The following is a 15,985-nucleotide window of genomic DNA, read 5'->3' as shown; positions in this document are numbered from 1 at the left end:
TTAAGATTACTCTGTTTTCCTGCCTTGTAAAGTTAGCTCAGTCCACGCAGATTGACATCCCGCCCTGCTTTGACCAATTGAGTTAAAGTGTTGACCCCAAACTGATAACACAGCTCTGCCGGCTGACTGATTTGATAGAGTCCAAAGTCAGCCTGCAGCCCAACAGCTAAAGTACCTCTGTCGGTTTTACCCAAAGCAGCTGCCGCATGCCGGGTGACACCGGCTATCGCCTCTTCCGGCGTAAAGCGGAATAAAGTACAGGCCATATTCAGCATCAACAGCAGGTTACAGAAAGGCGAAGTTCCAGGGTTTAAGTCAGTGGAAATTGCCATAGGCACCTGATGTTTACGCAACAGTTCAAAAGGAGGTAACTTAGTTTCACGTAAAAAATAAAAGGCGCCAGGCAACAGCACAGCCACAGTACCTGCAGCTTTCATTGCCAGCACGTCTTGCTCTTGTAAATATTCAATATGATCAGCAGATAAACCATTAAACTCAGCCACTAAACTGGCACCACCTAAATGCGATAACTGTTCAGCATGGGCCTTTACCGGCAAGCCCAAAGTTTTGGCTTTTTCAAACAATAAACGGCTTTGTTCTACGGAAAAACCTATGCCTTCACAAAATACATCTATAGCGTCAACTAAGCCTAACTGATGCAGTTGGGGCAACATCTGATCCACCACAAGCTGCATATAGTCTTCAGGACGTCCGGCATATTCCAAAGGCAAAGCATGAGCACCTAAAAAGGTTTTCTGAATATCTATTGGATGAGTGCGATCAAGCTCTGCTGCTACTTCGAGGATTTTTTGCTCTGTTTCCAGATCCAAACCATAACCTGATTTGATTTCTACTGTCGTCACGCCCTGTCTTAAAAGTGCATTCAACCGCTGTTTACTCAGCACAAACAAGTCTTCATGGCTGGCGGCACGGGTTGCAGCCACAGTGGATTTAATACCACCGCCTGCCTCAGCTATTTGCTGATAAGTCGCGCCATTTAAACGCATTTCAAATTCATTGGCGCGGCTACCTGCATACACCAGATGAGTATGGCAGTCGATCAAACCCGGCAATAACCATTGGCCCTTACCGTCATACAAAGGAGTAGATAACAAATCCGTTTCCGGCAATTCTGCCTTAGGACCCAACCAGGCAATACGCCCCTCTTTCACGGCCAAAGCGCCATTGGGTATGGCACCATAAGGTTCACCATTATCGGTCATAGTGGCTAAATTGACATTAATCCAAATTGCATCAAAGACTTGCATTTCATCCCCTTCATGGCGTTTGGCCTGATTTTTCAGCGCTGAAATTAATTCTACCCGATCAACTTGTATATACAACCAAATTCAGCTATTTTTCTTAGCATTAAACTCGAGGCGTCAAAGCGGTCATGGAAAACAGTTCAGGGCAAAAGAAGTTTGCCACTATCAAAGATTATATTTTGAGTCAGGTTGAAACTGCAGCCTGGCCTGAGCATAGTCGTATTCCATCGGAAAACGAGCTGGCTACTCAATTTTCGGTCAGTCGCATGACGGCACGCCGTGCTTTGCAGGAACTGACCGAACAAGGCGTTTTATATCGCACTCAAGGGGTTGGCAGTTTTGTCGCCTCGCCTAAGTCACAATCTTCCTTGCTGGAAATTCGTAATATTGCCGATGAAATTCAGCGCCGTGGCCATTTTCATAAAGCTGAACTGGTGCAACTGACCAGCCTGCCTTGCCCTGGTGTGGTGGCTACGGCTTTAGGTTTAAGCCGCAACGCTCCGGTGTTTTTTTCACTCATTGTGCATTATGAAAACCAGCAGCCACTGCAGCTGGAAGCCCGTTATGTGAATCCACAGCAGGTGCCGGATTATTTAGCTCAGGATTTTGTATTACAAACGCCTCATGAATACTTAAGTGCTGTAGCGCCTTTAACAGACGCCGAGCATATAGTTGAAGCTGTATTGCCAGATGAACTGACCCGTCAGCATTTAAAAATACCAGCTTCTGAACCTTGTTTACGCCTGACACGCCGCACCTTCAGCCGGGGTGGCGCAGTCAGTTTTGCTTACCTTACCTCTGCAGGCAGCCGCTATCGTTTAGGCGGCCATTTATCTATTAAACCCAAGACTTAATGAGAGAATCCCTATGAGTAATCCACGTTTAGACCCAAGCCGTGTGATCCGTGCCGCCCGAGGCAGTGAAATTACCGCTAAAAGCTGGCAGACCGAAGCCGCCAAACGTATGTTGATGAATAACCTCGACCCTGAAGTGGCAGAGCACCCAACCTCTTTAGTAGTGTACGGTGGCATAGGCCGTGCAGCTCGCGACTGGGCTTGTTATGACAAAATTGTTGAAGTACTGGACAGATTAAACGACGACCAGACCTTATTGATCCAAAGCGGCAAACCAGTGGGCGTATTCCCGACTCACCCGGACGCCCCTCGTGTCTTGCTGGCCAACTCAAACCTGGTGCCAAACTGGGCCAATTGGGAACACTTTAACGAGCTGGATAAACAAGGCCTGATGATGTACGGCCAGATGACTGCTGGTTCATGGATCTACATTGGTACTCAGGGCATAGTTCAGGGCACCTACGAGACTTTTGTTGCCATCGCCAAACAGCATTTTTCCGGTGAGCCCAATGGCAAATGGGTATTAACTGGTGGTTTAGGTGGCATGGGCGGTGCTCAGCCATTAGCTGCTACTATGGCTGGTTTTCATATGATTGCCTGCGAAGTGGATGAATCCCGTATCGATTTCCGCTTACGCACTGGTTATGTTGATCAAAAAGCCTACAACCTGGATGAGGCTTTAGCTCAATTAGAAGCAGCCAAAGCATCAGGCAAACCCACTTCTATCGGTTTGTTAGGCAATGCGGCAGATATCTTCGCCGAACTAGTGAAGCGCAACATTATTCCTGATGTAGTGACTGACCAAACGTCGGCTCACGATCCACTGAACGGTTACCTGCCACAAGGCTGGACCATGGATCAAGCCAAAGCGCGTCGCCTTGAAGACGAAACAGCTGTAGTACAGGCCGCCAAAGCCTCTATGGCAATCCAGGTTCAGGCGACTTTGGATATGCAAAGCAAAGGCGCTGTTGCTGTGGATTATGGCAACAATATCCGTCAGATGGCTTTGGACATGGGTGTAACAAACGCCTTTGATTATCCGGGTTTTGTGCCCGCTTATATCCGTCCGCTGTTTTGTGAAGGCATAGGCCCATTCCGCTGGGTGGCTTTATCAGGCGATCCTGAAGATATCTACAAAACCGATGCGAAAGTCAAAGAACTGATCCCGGATAATCCACATTTACACCGCTGGCTGGATATGGCGCGTGAGCGGATTAAATTCCAGGGTTTACCAGCCCGCATTTGCTGGATTGGTTTAAAAGACCGTGCCCGCATTGCTTTAGCTTTTAACGACATGGTGAAAAATGGCGAGTTAAAAGCACCGATCATTATTGGCCGTGACCATTTAGATTCCGGCTCTGTGGCCAGTCCAAACCGTGAAACTGAAGCCATGATGGATGGATCAGATGCAGTGTCTGACTGGCCATTATTAAACGCGCTGTTAAATACAGCGGGCGGCGCAACCTGGGTGTCATTGCATCATGGTGGTGGTGTAGGTATGGGTTACAGCCAGCATTCAGGGGTGGTGATTTTAGCCGACGGTACTGAAGCTGCAGCACGCCGTTTAGGCCGCGTATTGTGGAATGACCCGGGCACTGGCGTGATGCGCCATGCCGATGCAGGTTATGACATAGCGAAAAATTGCGCCCGTGAACAAGGCCTTGATCTGCCAATGATCAACCAGAACTAATTTGAAGGATAAGACTATGACTTACGCTTTAACCATCACCCCTGGTGAACTGACTCTGGCGCAACTGCGTCAGGTGCAACAACATGCAGTCACTGTGACTTTGGACCCAGCGGCTTTGCCAGCTATTGAAGCATCAGCTGCTACAGTGGCCAAAATAGTCGCCGAAAACCGCACTGTGTATGGCATCAATACAGGCTTTGGTTTATTGGCCAATACCAAAATTGATCAGGACAAACTGGAAACTTTGCAGCGTTCTATCGTTTTATCTCACGCCGCTGGGTTTGGCGATTTGATGGACGACAGCACAGTACGTTTAATGCTGGTACTGAAAATTAATTCCTTGGCCCGTGGTTATTCTGGCGTTCGCCCTTTAGTGATCGAAGCGCTGATTAAACTGGTCAATGCAGGTGTTTATCCTTGCATTCCGAAAAAAGGCTCAGTAGGCGCTTCAGGCGATTTAGCCCCTTTATCTCATATGGTGTTGCCACTGATAGGTGAAGGCGAAGTTTGTATCGCAGGCCAGATTTATTCTGCCAAAGAAGGTTTAGCAATAGCAGGTTTAGAGCCAATCACCTTGGCAGCGAAAGAAGGTCTGGCCTTATTAAACGGTACTCAGGCCTCCACTGCTTTTGCCTTAGAAGGCTTATTCCGCGCTGAAGATTTATACGCAGCAGGTTCTGTGATTGGTGCTATGAGTGTGGAAGCTGCTATGGGCAGTCGTTCTCCTTTTGATGCCCGTATTCATGCGGTACGTGGTCAGCAAGGCCAGATAGATGCAGCTTTGATTTATCGCCACTTGTTAGGTGAAAGTTCAGAAATTGCAGATTCACACAAAAACTGTGAAAAAGTACAAGACCCATACAGCTTACGTTGCCAGCCTCAGGTGATGGGTGCCTGTTTAGCTCAAATCCGTTTCGCAGCTTCTGTGTTATTGGTTGAAGCCAATGGTGTGACAGACAATCCGTTGGTGTTTGCTGCTGAAGATGACATTATCTCTGGTGGTAACTTCCATGCTGAACCTGTGGCTATGGCCGCCGATAATCTGGCTTTGGCTATTGCTGAGATAGGTTCTATTTCAGAGCGCCGTATGGCTCTTCTGATCGATTCACATTTAAGCAAGTTACCCGCCTTCTTAGTCAATAACGGCGGCGTAAACAGCGGCTTTATGATTGCTCAGGTCACAGCAGCAGCTTTGGCTTCAGAGAATAAATCTCTGGCGCATCCGGCATCTGTCGACAGCTTACCTACGTCAGCGAACCAGGAAGATCATGTGTCTATGGCCACTTTTGCTGCCCGTCGTTTAGCCGATATGGCTGAAAATACGTTAGGCGTACTGGCTGTTGAGTATCTGGCAGCTGCTCAGGGTTTAGACTTCCGTGCACCATTAAAAGGCGCAGTTGCAGTAGAACAAGCCAAAGCCGTATTACGTCAGGAAGTCAGCTTCTATGATGTTGACCGCTACTTCGCGCCAGATATCGAAAAAGCCGCTGAACTCTTGCGCCATGGCAGCTTAAATTCTTTACTGCCTGCTAATCTATTAAGCAGTTTTTAAGCTTCTATTTTTATTAGTTTTTTTGAAAAAGAGCACCAAATTGGTGCTCTTTTTTTATCTGCATCGAATAAATTTGCACCAATCTGGCTAGACCAGTTGAAAAAACTTTGTTAGTTTCAGCTGTCTATTTTCTATCTATCGCATTCTAACCAATACTAAAACCATAACAGCTGTTGGAATTATCCTATGAAACTTCGGGTTGCACATAAAATTTATCTGGGCTTTGGCTTTATTGCCTTGCTGTTATTAGTCGCCAGTTTATCTTCACTCTGGAGTTTTGCCGTAGTAAACAGCACCAGCAGCCAGATGAATGAAACTGCAGTGCCAGTGCAACAACAAAGCAATATGGCACAAATTCAATTATTGAAACTCGCCAAGTTGTCTGCTTTGGGTTACACAGCTGAAGATGCAAAGAGAATTAAGAGTTATCAAGATGAATTTACTCAGGCAGCCGAAGTCTACCGTAACAGAATGGCCAGCCTGACGCCTTTAGTTGCCAAAGAACCTACTTTACAAAAACCCTTAGCTGAAGCTCAGCAAACCTATCAGGCCTATCAACAGGCTGTTGAACAATTATTTAAAGCCCGTTTAGAAGCCATAGCTCAGGGTGATCAAGCCTCAGCTGAATTAAAAGAGCTGGAAAACCTGATTGATACAGCAGGTGCTACCTTAGTGGATATTTCATTTTTGGAAGCACCGGGTAAAACCAGCCAAATGGAACTCTTAGAAGGGGCAGCTGGCCGGGTAGATGGTCAGCTTTTGGGCCTGCTGAAAACTGTACGTGAAATTGCGGCCATGACAAATCCGGAGCAATTAGCCAGCAGTCAGGAGAACTTAGGTTTTGCTTTTAGTGATATGCAAGGCAACCTGGATTACATCGCCAATATAGTGAAGCAAGTGAATGCAGAGGACTTTTGGCAGGATTTTCTGGCTCAGCTGGACGACGCCAAAAGCCGGATTGAGGGCGAAAATAACTTAGTCAGTATCAAATTATTGCAGGTCAAACAACTACAAGCAGCGCGGCAGCAACTGGACCAGTCCGAGCAACAGGTGACCCAGGCTGTAGCCGCTTTAGATCAAATGATCAGCCAGGCAGACAGCCAGTTTAACTCGTTGCAGCAGGATCTATCCTCAGCTCTAAATTCCGGCACTATCCGCGCTGTGATTATGCTGATTGTTTTGGTTGGCTTAGCTATAGGTGCTGCTTATCTGACCATCAAAGCCATGATAACCCCTTTGTCCGGGATCAACAGAGTCTTGGGTCGCATAGCCCAAGGTGATTTAAGCCGCGAGCTGACCATCAATTCCGATGATGAATTTGGTGAGTTATCTGCCAATGTGAATACACTGATTAAAGCCTTACGCCAGTTGATTGAACAAATACAACAAGGGGTACTGGAACTGAATCAGAGTGCCCGTTTATCCAGTCAGGAAGTCAGCGCTATTCATCAGGCTTTAAGTACCCAGCATCATCAGGTGGCTGAGGTCAACGGTATCACCCAGCAGTTAGCAACCAATACTCATCAAATCGCCGAACAAGCCGATCAGGCGCAGCAACAAATGCAGCAGGCGTTAAGCCAAAGCCTGCAAATTGATCAGGTTTCAGCGGCCAACAATACCCTGATCCAGGAGCTGGCGCAGCAACTGAATGACACCAGCAATACAATGCAGGCCGTCAACGTTGAATCAAACAACATAGGCGGCATTCTGACGACCATTCGTGGCATTGCTGAGCAAACTAACCTGCTGGCGTTAAACGCCGCCATAGAAGCAGCCAGAGCCGGTGAGCAAGGCCGTGGTTTTGCTGTAGTCGCAGATGAAGTACGTTCTTTAGCGGTGCGCAGTCAGCAGGCCACGGATGAAATCCGCACTATGATAGCCAGCTTGCAGCAACAAAGTATGCATGCAGTGAAGTCGATTGAAAAAGGCCAGACTGATGCCAATAACTGTGTAGCGCAAAACAGTCAGTTGATGACTGCTTTGGCCGAAATTAATCAGGCTATAGAAGCTATGCATCAGATCAGTGACAACATAGCCACTACGACATCCAGTCAGTTACAGCTTGGAACTGCGATAGAACACAGCATGCACAGTATGGTGGATTTAGCAGAACAAAGTACTGAACGTGCAACCTCCACACTGGAACAAAGCGCTCAGGTAGCTACAGCAGCCAGTACACTGGAAAACGCAGTACGTAGCTTTAAATTGCATTAAACTTGTTGCAAATCCTCTCCAGCCAGAGCAACTGCTCTGGCTTTTTTATGTCCGTCAGGTACGAGTGAACAAAGCTCTTTGTACTTTAAAAGCAATGATCCAGATGCAAAGATTTCGCACACTGCGGTTCAATGGGTGTTTATTTCAGGTGCAGCTGTTTCTGCTGTTATTGGTTCAGAAGAATGGCCAGGCAGGATAAATTGAACAGAGGCTCTGCATACAGAATTGTGTTTACCACTTCTGATGCCAGGTCATATCAGCCAATTCATTGGATGAAACAAAGCAGATATAACTCAGAGATTGTTAGTGTGGAAGTAAAAAAAATGGCCAGACAGTGTCTGGCCAGGCAGGAAGTGTGTAATCCGTTATCTTTGTTCGTTCCATGTCTAACATTCGTAAACGCCTGATCATCATGACAAATTTGGCGAAAAAAACATGATGGAAGCTTTATATAGCGTGATAACAGCCTTATATCAGCGCTAATTGGTCGAAACTTTCAGCATTCATGTATTTTTTCAAACGTTGTTGGTCAAAAAGTTCTATACCTGCTTCAGCCGCAAAGAGCCGTACCTGACTATTAATTTTTTGATAGCAGACAATCAAACCACGTTGGCAGTTGAGCGATAACATTTGTTGAAATACGGAGCGAACCTGAGCCACAGTTAAAGCCTGATCTAATTCAGGTTGAATATAAAGCAATAAAGCCTGCTGCTGGCGACGCACTAAAAAGTGGGAATCACAGTCTTCCAGCGATTCCATCTCGCGGCCAAAAAACTGCAATAAAAGTTGAGTGTTTTCTTTGAACTGTTGCTGTTGCCGTGCAAGCTTATTGCCTTGTGGCCACCACATTGGATTCAGCACCTCTTCCTGACGCTCCAGTTCCAGAAATGCCAGAATATTAAACAACAGGGCCAGCAGAAACATAGAAACAAAAAGCCATAACATGGCACTGGACCAGGTGGAACTTAACACCCAGTTTTGGCTGCCGGATAAAACTGAATACTCAGAAAATAGAAGGTAGGTTGCGCCTGCAATTATTCCTGCGGCTGTCGCAACACATGAGCTGATCAACCATTTATTATTCATTAGTGGCACTCCTGACGGACTTGATGACTGTAGTATCAAATCTGTCAGGAACTTTTACCTGAATTAACCCTGATATTTGCTTGACATATCTCAATATAAAAATACTGGTTTATGGAGCTAAAGGCGGGCGGGAATTTTTTGGTAACACAGCAAAACGCCCTTCAAAAACAGCCACTTGTATATCATCACAAAAAATACCCACTTTGATATCCAACCTGGCTTTACGTTGTTGATGCAAAGCAGAAAAGTCTGGTGCGCACTGATGTCGCCAGCAACGGCCTTCAGCAGCGCCAGTCACAGGTTTCAGATAACGGATATGTGCATCAGCCAATACAATATCGCCATCCAGTTGCTGATCTTTTAATAACAACCAGACCATACCCCACCCCGTTAAGGTACCCAGGGTATAAATACTGCCGGCAAACATGGTGTGATGTAAGTTGATATTGGGATCTAAAGGCGCGACACAACAGATCTTATGTTGATCCACCGACTGCACCTGCAATTGCATATAAGCGGACAACGGAATTTTTTGCCAGAAGGTGCTCTGCAATTCAGGTCGCCATTGTTGTAGCAAATCAGTTGAAGCAGAAAAGCCTAAGGTTTTGACGTAACGATGATGAGCTATACCAAATAACGAATTGGCGGGTTCAAGGTAGCTATAGCCTGCTTTTTGATAAAAACCTGAAGCTGTATCGCGGGCATTGAGAATGATCCGCTGCATGCCCTGCTCCAGCGCTACCTGTTCTAACTGCTGCAGTACCATAGCCCCTAAACCATGACCCTGCCATTGAGCTGACACCGCCATATAACGCACCTGAGCAGTCCGTTCATCCACTTTATGCAAACGGCCAACAGCCACCACCTCACCTTCTTCGGTGCACACCATACGATGAAAAGACACTGCTTCTGACTCGTCCTGTTCCGAGCCTTTGGGTTGATCCCAGGGGGCTCGCAACACTTGCCAGCGCAATTGATAATAAGCTAACCATTGAGCTTCAGTTTGTGGGGCGCTAAGCTGCCAGTTCACATCGTAGTCCTGTAGTCAGTTGATTTGAGGGTATTGTGGAACAAAAACCTGACGCTATACAACAGTTAGTCTGGTTTCAAGCGGGTCCGCCCCGGCTGGAACTGACTGAAGAAGGTCCTTTTTTATGCCTTTATCTGGACGGCATAATGCAAAGTAAGATGAACCAATTAGCACCGGCTGCGACACTTTCGCCGCATTTGGTGCCCATTTTACGTGCCCTGCAACAGCTAAAACCTGCGTCTGTATTACAGTTGGGATTGGGTGGTGGTGATATCAATCGTTTTATCAGCACTGTGTTGCCAAACACTCAGCTGGTGACAGTGGAGCCGCATCAGGCCGTGATTGATGCCTATCAGCGTTTTTTTTGCCTGAATGGTAAGGAAGAGTTAATAGCAATGCCTGCTCAGGATTTTCTGCAACACAGGACTGAGCAATGGTCTTTTGTACTCTGGGATATCTATCCGCTGTTTGACGGCTGGCAGCAGGCGATGCAAAAGACATTAGAGCTAAGCGGAACCATTTTGATTAATTTGTCACAACCTGAATACCAGCAGCAACTGGAAGCTTTGCTGACAAAACGTAGTTATCAGTGCCATCGCATCGAAGGTTACCTGAATCTGTTGTACGAGATTAAGTCTCAAGCAGAAAAGTGACAGGACCATTGTTCACAAGAGCCACCTGCATATCGGCGCCAAACTGCCCTGTAGCGACTTCAATACCGTAGCTTCTGCAATAAGCGACAAAGTCCTGATACAGCTTCAACGCCGTGTCAGGCACAGCAGCTGTGGAGAAACTGGGTCTTAAGCCTGAGTTAGTGTCTGCGGCTAAGGTAAATTGCGATACCACCAATAAGGCGCCACCCGCTTGCTGCACATTCAAATTCATTTTGCCGTTTTCATCGGAAAACACTCTGTATTTCAGCACTTTATCAGCCAGCTTTTTTAACTGTAATTCTGTATCGTCTTTTTCTACACCAAGTAATACCAATAAGCCGGTATGAATGGCACCAACCCGCTGGTGATCGACAGTCACACTGGCGGAGCTGACCCGTTGGATCAAAGCTTTCATAGTACTTCTACTTCCACAGCCTGCAACACATCAGCCATCACCAGACTGGCCTGATACAAGGCGCTGCGGATCCCAACTTCAGAAGCTGAATGCCCCGCATCGACCACCCAATTCAATTCTGCACCAGGCCAAAGCGACGCCAGACTAAAGGCATTTTCGGCTTTGCATACCATGTCATAACGACCATGCACTATCTGACAAGGTAAATGACTGATTTTATGTATGTTATTAAGCAACTGGTCGGTTTCAAAAAAACACTGATGCTGAAAATAATGATGCTCAATTAAGGCTAAAGCTAAAGCCGACCGGGCATCCATGTCACCGCCTCTGGAAAACTCATTAGGTAACAAAGTAGCAATGCGCGACTCCCAGATACTCCAGGCTAAAGCGGCCTCCAGTCGGAGGCTTTCGTCTTGATGATGCAACTGCAACTGATAAGCCTGCAGAATATCCAGATGTAACAGCTGCGCCACTGGCTTAATAAAATCCTGATAATAATCAGGAAAAACCTGACTGGCACCAAAACCAGCCCGGTACAACCAATCAATGTCCTGCTGACGCCCAAGGAAAATGCCACGTAAGATAAAACCCAAACAACGATCCGGATAAGCCTGCCCATAAGCCAAAGCCAAAGTGCTGCCCCAGGATCCACCTGCCACTACCCAACGTTGAATGTGCAAATGCTGACGAATTTGCTCCATGTCGGCAATCAAATGCACAGTGCTGTTGTTTTCCAGCTGCAAAGCAGGAGTGGATAAACCACAACCTCTCTGGTCAAAAATAATAATGTGGTACAAAGTCGGGTCAAACAGCTGGCGATGAAAAGGTGAACTACCGCCTCCAGGCCCACCATGGCAATAAATCACCGGAATACCTTGCGGGTTGCCACTTTGCTCCAGATAAATTTGCTGTCCATCTGCAGTGTCCAGCCATTGAGTCGAAAAGGCTTCTATAGCGGTAGCCGTATTCATGCTGTGGTGTCCTTTTCAGCTGCTTTTTCTGCTTCCGAAGCCGCTTGCAGATAACGTTCTTCCAGCAAAGCCGTTAACTCAGCCCCTAACAACACCACCAGCCACACCAGATAAATCCACAAAAACAAAATAGGCACTAAAGCCAAAGCACCATAAATGGCCTGATAAGACGGGAAATGAGTGATATAAAGAGCAAACCCCTCTTTTAACAACTCAAACAATACGCTGGCTGTTGTTGCACCAATCAGGGCATGGCGATACTGAACCTTGGCGTTAGGAACCACCAGATACAGCAGGAAAAACGCCAGAATAGAAAAAACATAAGGAGTCAGGGTCAGTAATATGCTGCTTAACCCTGGTGTATAACCTTCAGCCAGACTGGACAAAGACAAGATATAAGAGGTGACAGCGATGGAAGCCCCCAGCAGAATAGGCCCAAAGGTCAGCACCATCCAATAAATCGAAAACGAAATAATCAATCGTGGCCGTTTTTTGATGCGGAATATGCTGTTGATGGTTTTGTCGATATTGTGGATCAGCATTAAAGCCACCAGCACCAAAGCACCAATACCCACAGCTGTCATTTTGCCAATATTTTCAACAAAACCAGCAATATATAAACGTAATTCATCGCCTTTCGCCGGTGCTACATTGGCATATAAAAAAGCTTCAAGCTGGTCACGTAGCTCCCCAAACATAGGAAATGCGCCCATCACCGAAAACATCACCGCAATAAAAGGCACCAGGGACAATAACGAGATATAAGCCAGATAACCACCAATCACATTGATTTGGTCGTGCTGGCAACGTCTAAAATACAAAGTTAAAAAATCATTGCCCTTTAAACGCAACTGCTGCAGCTTCTCTTTGTCCCATCCTTGCGCCATCAGGTTTTACTCCACGAAGCTGAAGGCTGTACCTGAAGCTAAAGCTTCAGTTAAGGCCTGGCTTGGTTTTTCAATAAAATCAGCACCTTGCTGATCAATAAATAACACAGGCAACTTCAGTTCATCTGCCACTTTCAGTCCCTGCTCGCTACCCATACACAAAAAGGCGGTTGACCAGGCATCCCCCCAGGTTGGGTCTGGTATCAAAATAGTGGTAGACACCGTATTGTGGGTGACAGGTGTACCAGTGCGGGCATCCAGTACATGACTGTAGCGTACACCATCCAGATCATAAAAATGGCGATATGTGCCCGAGGTCATAATAGATAAAGGCTCGTCTTGCTGCACACTGATGATTTTTTGTAGTTTTTGTGAATCAGGTAAAGGTTTTTCAATAGCGACACGCCAGGCTTTAGCTTCCGGCTTTTTGCCTTTGCTCACCAGCTCGCCCCCTACTTCCACCAGATAATTTTGAATGCCTGCCTTATCGAGAATTTTTGCCAGTTGGCCTACTGTATAACCCTGAGCTATGGAGGACACATCCACTCTTAAACCCGGACTATGTTTTACCAGACGGCTGCCGTCACTGCTTACCTTGTCTAAACCAATAGTTTGTTTCAGTGTCTGAATTTGCTCAGCACTGGGTTTGGTTAATTTATCACCCCGAAAACCCCACAGTTCAAAATAGGGTTTTACCGTTAAGTCGTAACAACCTTCACTGTGGGCAGATATTTGTTTGGCAATATCCACCATCAGCACCAGTTCTTCCCCTACTTCCATCAGGTCCTGGCTTTGCTGAGCGTTAAAGGCCTCAATGACAGAGTCTGGTCTGTAGTTAGACATCAGCAGGTCAATGCGATCCAGTTCCTTTTTTAGTTGCTTTTCCAAAGCACTTTTGTCGATCCCCTGCTCTGTCCAGAAACTGACTGTAAAGCTGGAACCCTGGGCAGGGCCTGAAATACGTTGTATCGGATCGGGTTGACTACAGGCGGTTAAACCAACAAGAAGGAGGGCCAAAACACTCAAACTTTTTAACGACATAAGAGACTACAAACCAAAAGAAGGGTGGCGCCAGTGTAAACAAAATGAGTGGTAAAATCCAGCTGCCAGCGCCGTAGTGACTGGCTCCAGGCTAAATAAGCAGGCAAACTAAACGCTTAAATTCAGGTTTTGGTCGCTGCTAAATTGTGCATCACTCCAAGGCAGGTTAGTTTAGTCGCTGTCTTATCAGAAGAGGTTTACCAATGAAAAAGCCCGTGGCCTTTGCGCCCTTTATTTATTCCTGTATCGCCAGCACTGCTTTATTTTGTGCAGCACCTGTTTTGGCCTCAGCTGCAACCAGCCCTTACTTTGAATCTGAAGATATTTTTGCGCTGGAATATGCCAACGATCCACAAGTTTCACCAGACGGCAAACAAGTTGTGTATGTGCGTAACAGCAACGATATTATGACAGATGGCACCCATAGCAGCTTATGGTTGCTGGACGTAAAAACTGGCCGCCAAAGCCCTTTATTTGTTGATCAGTTTAACTATGGCAGCCCACGCTGGTCTGAAGATGGCAGCCGCATTGCCTTTATTTCTGACCGCTCCGGCTCACGCCAAATCCATGTGCATTACCTCAAAGAAAACAAAACTGCTTTAGTCAGTCAACTGCCTAAAAGCCCGGGTAACTTAAGCTGGTCGCCTGATGGTGAACACCTGGCCTTTACCATGAATGTGCCGGCTCAGCCGACTAAGCTTGCCAAAGCCACCAAAATGCCGAAAAAACCAGAAGGTGCTAAATGGTCAGAGCCAGCTGTTTTAATTGAGCGGGCTCAGTATCAGGCTGATGGTCAGGGATTTTTAAAATCAGAGTTTCGCCATCTGTTTGTATTGCCTGCAACTGGAGGCAAAGAACGTCAGCTGACGAGCGGTGATTTGAATTACGGTTCAGATTTAAGCTGGACACCGGACGGTAAAGCGCTGGTTTTTTCAGCCAACACCCACAAAGAATGGGAATATCAGCCACGCGACAGCGACTTGTATCAATTCACTTTGGCCAACAGCGAACTCAAACAGCTAACCAGTATGGCTGGCAGGGAAAGCTCCGCAGTGTTTTCACCCGATGGCAAGTATCTGGCTTTTGTCTGGGGTAATAATGAAAAAGTGCCTTACACCAACGGCAAACTGAAGCTGATGGACTGGCGCTCAGGTGAAATAAAAGATCTGACCAAAGAGCTGGATCGTGACGTCGACAACCCGCAATGGCTGGACAATGGCAGTTTAGTGATCCAGTTTGATGACAAAGGCAAACGTACGCTCGCATCAGTGTCTTTGTCCGGCAAGCTGCAGCAACTGACGGATCAGGTGTCAGGCGCTGGTTTACCTCAGCCTTATTTAAGCGGTGAATACAGTGTCGCCAATGAAGTTATTGCCTTTACTCAGGGCAATGCCCAGCGCCCTGCCGATGTGGCAGTGATAGTGAACGGCAAAACCCGCACTTTAACTCAGTTAAACGAAGATCTGCTGGGGCATAAAAAGCTTGGGCAAGTGCATGAAATTAATTACAAATCCTCTTTTGATGGCGAGCCAATCCAGGGCTGGTACATTACGCCGCCAAATTTTGATCCCACTAAAAAATACCCAATGATGCTGGAAATTCATGGCGGCCCACATCTGGCTTATGGCCCACATTTCAGCGCTGAGATGCAACGTTTTGCCACCGAAGGTTATGTAGTGTTTTACAACAACCACAGAGGCAGCTCTTCGTATGGAGAACGTTTTGCCATGTTGTTACACGGAAAATACAGCTCGCCTGAAGACTATGCCGATCACGATTCAGGTGTGAACGCGATGATTGAGTTGGGTTTTGTCGATAAAGACAACCTGTTTATCGCTGGTGGTTCAGCTGGTGGTATAGCGACAGCTTATGCTGTGGGTTTAACCCAGCGTTATAAAGCAGCGGCTGTGGTCAAACCTATTATCAACTGGCTGAGCAAAGTACTGACAGGGGATAGTTACCTGTACCAGACCTTCCACCAATTCCCAGGTGTGCCTTGGGAGCATGTGGAACATTATTGGCAACGTTCGCCTTTATCGCTGGTAGGTAATGTGACCACTCCAACCCTGTTGATGACAGGTGAAAATGACAGACGTACCCCCATCAGTGAATCTGAGCAGTTTTATCAGGCCTTAAAAATTCGCAAAGTAGATACAGCTCTGGTCCGTATTCCTGGCGCGCCTCATGGCATCGCCAATAAACCCAGCCGGATGATCACAAAAGTGGAGTACATTCTGGCCTGGTTTGAGCAATACAAAACCAGTTCAAACTAAAAGCACATCACCACATCAAGCCCGGAATTCCGGGCTTTTTTTGCTTTAAGCAAA

Annotated in this window: 13 protein-coding genes; 6 read left to right on the top strand and 7 right to left on the bottom strand. The window is 46.7% G+C overall.

Annotation, left to right across the window (positions count from 1 at the left end; all coding sequences use genetic code 11):
• Nucleotides 1–32 precede the first annotated feature (32 nt).
• The gene (gene hutI / locus RHEIN_RS11590) at nt 33–1,343 is read right to left on the bottom strand and encodes an imidazolonepropionase (protein ID WP_237704359.1); all 1,311 of its coding nucleotides are present in this window, start codon (nt 1,341–1,343) and stop codon (nt 33–35) included.
• Nucleotides 1,344–1,393: 50 nt separating this feature from the next.
• Between hutI and hutC the strand changes: the two genes are divergently transcribed.
• From hutC to RHEIN_RS11570, 4 genes are all read left to right on the top strand, one after another.
• On the top strand, nt 1,394–2,119 hold the full coding sequence (gene hutC, locus RHEIN_RS11585) for a histidine utilization repressor (protein ID WP_008899160.1): 726 nt from the start codon (nt 1,394–1,396) through the stop codon (nt 2,117–2,119).
• Between the two features lie 13 nt (nt 2,120–2,132).
• Nucleotides 2,133–3,809 (top strand): urocanate hydratase, encoded by a 1,677-nt coding sequence (hutU, locus tag RHEIN_RS11580; RefSeq protein ID WP_008899159.1) that lies wholly within the window; start codon nt 2,133–2,135, stop codon nt 3,807–3,809.
• Between the two features lie 16 nt (nt 3,810–3,825).
• Entirely contained in the window at nt 3,826–5,361 is a 1,536-nt protein-coding gene (gene hutH / locus RHEIN_RS11575; RefSeq protein WP_008899158.1) for a histidine ammonia-lyase, read from the top strand.
• 186 nt (nt 5,362–5,547) lie between these two features.
• Entirely contained in the window at nt 5,548–7,575 is a 2,028-nt protein-coding gene (locus RHEIN_RS11570; protein ID WP_008899157.1) for a methyl-accepting chemotaxis protein, read from the top strand.
• 468 nt (nt 7,576–8,043) lie between these two features.
• Here the strand turns inward: RHEIN_RS11570 and RHEIN_RS11565 are convergent, their stop codons facing one another.
• Together RHEIN_RS11565 and RHEIN_RS11560 are read right to left on the bottom strand one after the other, a co-directional pair.
• Nucleotides 8,044–8,661, bottom strand: coding sequence for a restriction endonuclease (locus RHEIN_RS11565; RefSeq protein WP_008899156.1), 618 nt, complete (start codon nt 8,659–8,661; stop codon nt 8,044–8,046).
• Between the two features lie 109 nt (nt 8,662–8,770).
• Complete coding sequence (locus RHEIN_RS11560) at nt 8,771–9,691, bottom strand: bifunctional GNAT family N-acetyltransferase/hotdog fold thioesterase (protein WP_008899155.1); 921 nt, start codon at nt 9,689–9,691, stop codon at nt 8,771–8,773.
• A 35-nt stretch (nt 9,692–9,726) separates the two neighbouring features.
• Between RHEIN_RS11560 and RHEIN_RS11555 the strand changes: the two genes are divergently transcribed.
• Nucleotides 9,727–10,344, top strand: a complete 618-nt coding sequence (locus RHEIN_RS11555) for a hypothetical protein (protein ID WP_008899154.1) — start codon at nt 9,727–9,729, stop codon at nt 10,342–10,344.
• Here RHEIN_RS11555 and dtd read toward each other — a convergent pair.
• From dtd to RHEIN_RS11535, 4 genes are read right to left on the bottom strand one after another with little or no spacing between them, the layout of a single operon-like run.
• Nucleotides 10,322–10,759, bottom strand: coding sequence for a D-aminoacyl-tRNA deacylase (dtd, locus tag RHEIN_RS11550; RefSeq protein WP_008899153.1), 438 nt, complete (start codon nt 10,757–10,759; stop codon nt 10,322–10,324). The two genes, RHEIN_RS11555 and dtd, sit on opposite strands and share 23 nt — an antisense overlap.
• Nucleotides 10,756–11,730: a prolyl aminopeptidase gene (gene pip, locus RHEIN_RS11545; RefSeq protein WP_008899152.1), complete on the bottom strand. Its 975-nt coding sequence runs from the start codon at nt 11,728–11,730 to the stop codon at nt 10,756–10,758. Before pip ends, dtd begins: the two co-directional genes overlap by 4 nt.
• Nucleotides 11,727–12,617: a virulence factor BrkB family protein gene (locus RHEIN_RS11540; RefSeq protein WP_008899151.1), complete on the bottom strand. Its 891-nt coding sequence runs from the start codon at nt 12,615–12,617 to the stop codon at nt 11,727–11,729. The genes pip and RHEIN_RS11540 overlap by 4 nt, the downstream gene beginning before the upstream one ends.
• 6 nt (nt 12,618–12,623) lie before the next feature.
• Entirely contained in the window at nt 12,624–13,634 is a 1,011-nt protein-coding gene (locus RHEIN_RS11535; protein ID WP_158005481.1) for an FAD:protein FMN transferase, read from the bottom strand.
• Nucleotides 13,635–13,861: 227 nt separating this feature from the next.
• On the opposite strand from RHEIN_RS11535, the gene RHEIN_RS11530 reads away from it, so the two are divergent.
• Nucleotides 13,862–15,931, top strand: a complete 2,070-nt coding sequence (locus RHEIN_RS11530; RefSeq protein ID WP_008899149.1) for a S9 family peptidase — start codon at nt 13,862–13,864, stop codon at nt 15,929–15,931.
• The last annotated feature ends 54 nt before the right edge of the window (nt 15,932–15,985 follow it).

It is taken from the genome of Rheinheimera sp. A13L, from assembly GCF_000217935.1.
GTDB lineage: Bacteria > Pseudomonadota > Gammaproteobacteria > Enterobacterales > Alteromonadaceae > Pararheinheimera.
Note: the sequence above shows the minus strand (reverse complement) of the source record. Positions and strands in the feature narration are given on the sequence as shown.

What these genes read in the sequence shown, in the direction of transcription:
- RHEIN_RS11565 (WP_008899156.1), bottom strand. Translation starts at nt 8,661, where the DNA reads ATGAATAATAAATGGTTGATCAGCTCATGTGTTGCGACAGCCGCAGGA.
- hutH (WP_008899158.1), top strand. Translation starts at nt 3,826, where the DNA reads ATGACTTACGCTTTAACCATCACCCCTGGTGAACTGACTCTGGCGCAA.
- hutC (WP_008899160.1), top strand. Translation starts at nt 1,394, where the DNA reads ATGGAAAACAGTTCAGGGCAAAAGAAGTTTGCCACTATCAAAGATTAT.
- dtd (WP_008899153.1), bottom strand. Translation starts at nt 10,759, where the DNA reads ATGAAAGCTTTGATCCAACGGGTCAGCTCCGCCAGTGTGACTGTCGAT.
- hutU (WP_008899159.1), top strand. Translation starts at nt 2,133, where the DNA reads ATGAGTAATCCACGTTTAGACCCAAGCCGTGTGATCCGTGCCGCCCGA.
- RHEIN_RS11570 (WP_008899157.1), top strand. Translation starts at nt 5,548, where the DNA reads ATGAAACTTCGGGTTGCACATAAAATTTATCTGGGCTTTGGCTTTATT.
- pip (WP_008899152.1), bottom strand. Translation starts at nt 11,730, where the DNA reads ATGAATACGGCTACCGCTATAGAAGCCTTTTCGACTCAATGGCTGGAC.
- RHEIN_RS11540 (WP_008899151.1), bottom strand. Translation starts at nt 12,617, where the DNA reads ATGGCGCAAGGATGGGACAAAGAGAAGCTGCAGCAGTTGCGTTTAAAG.
- RHEIN_RS11530 (WP_008899149.1), top strand. Translation starts at nt 13,862, where the DNA reads ATGAAAAAGCCCGTGGCCTTTGCGCCCTTTATTTATTCCTGTATCGCC.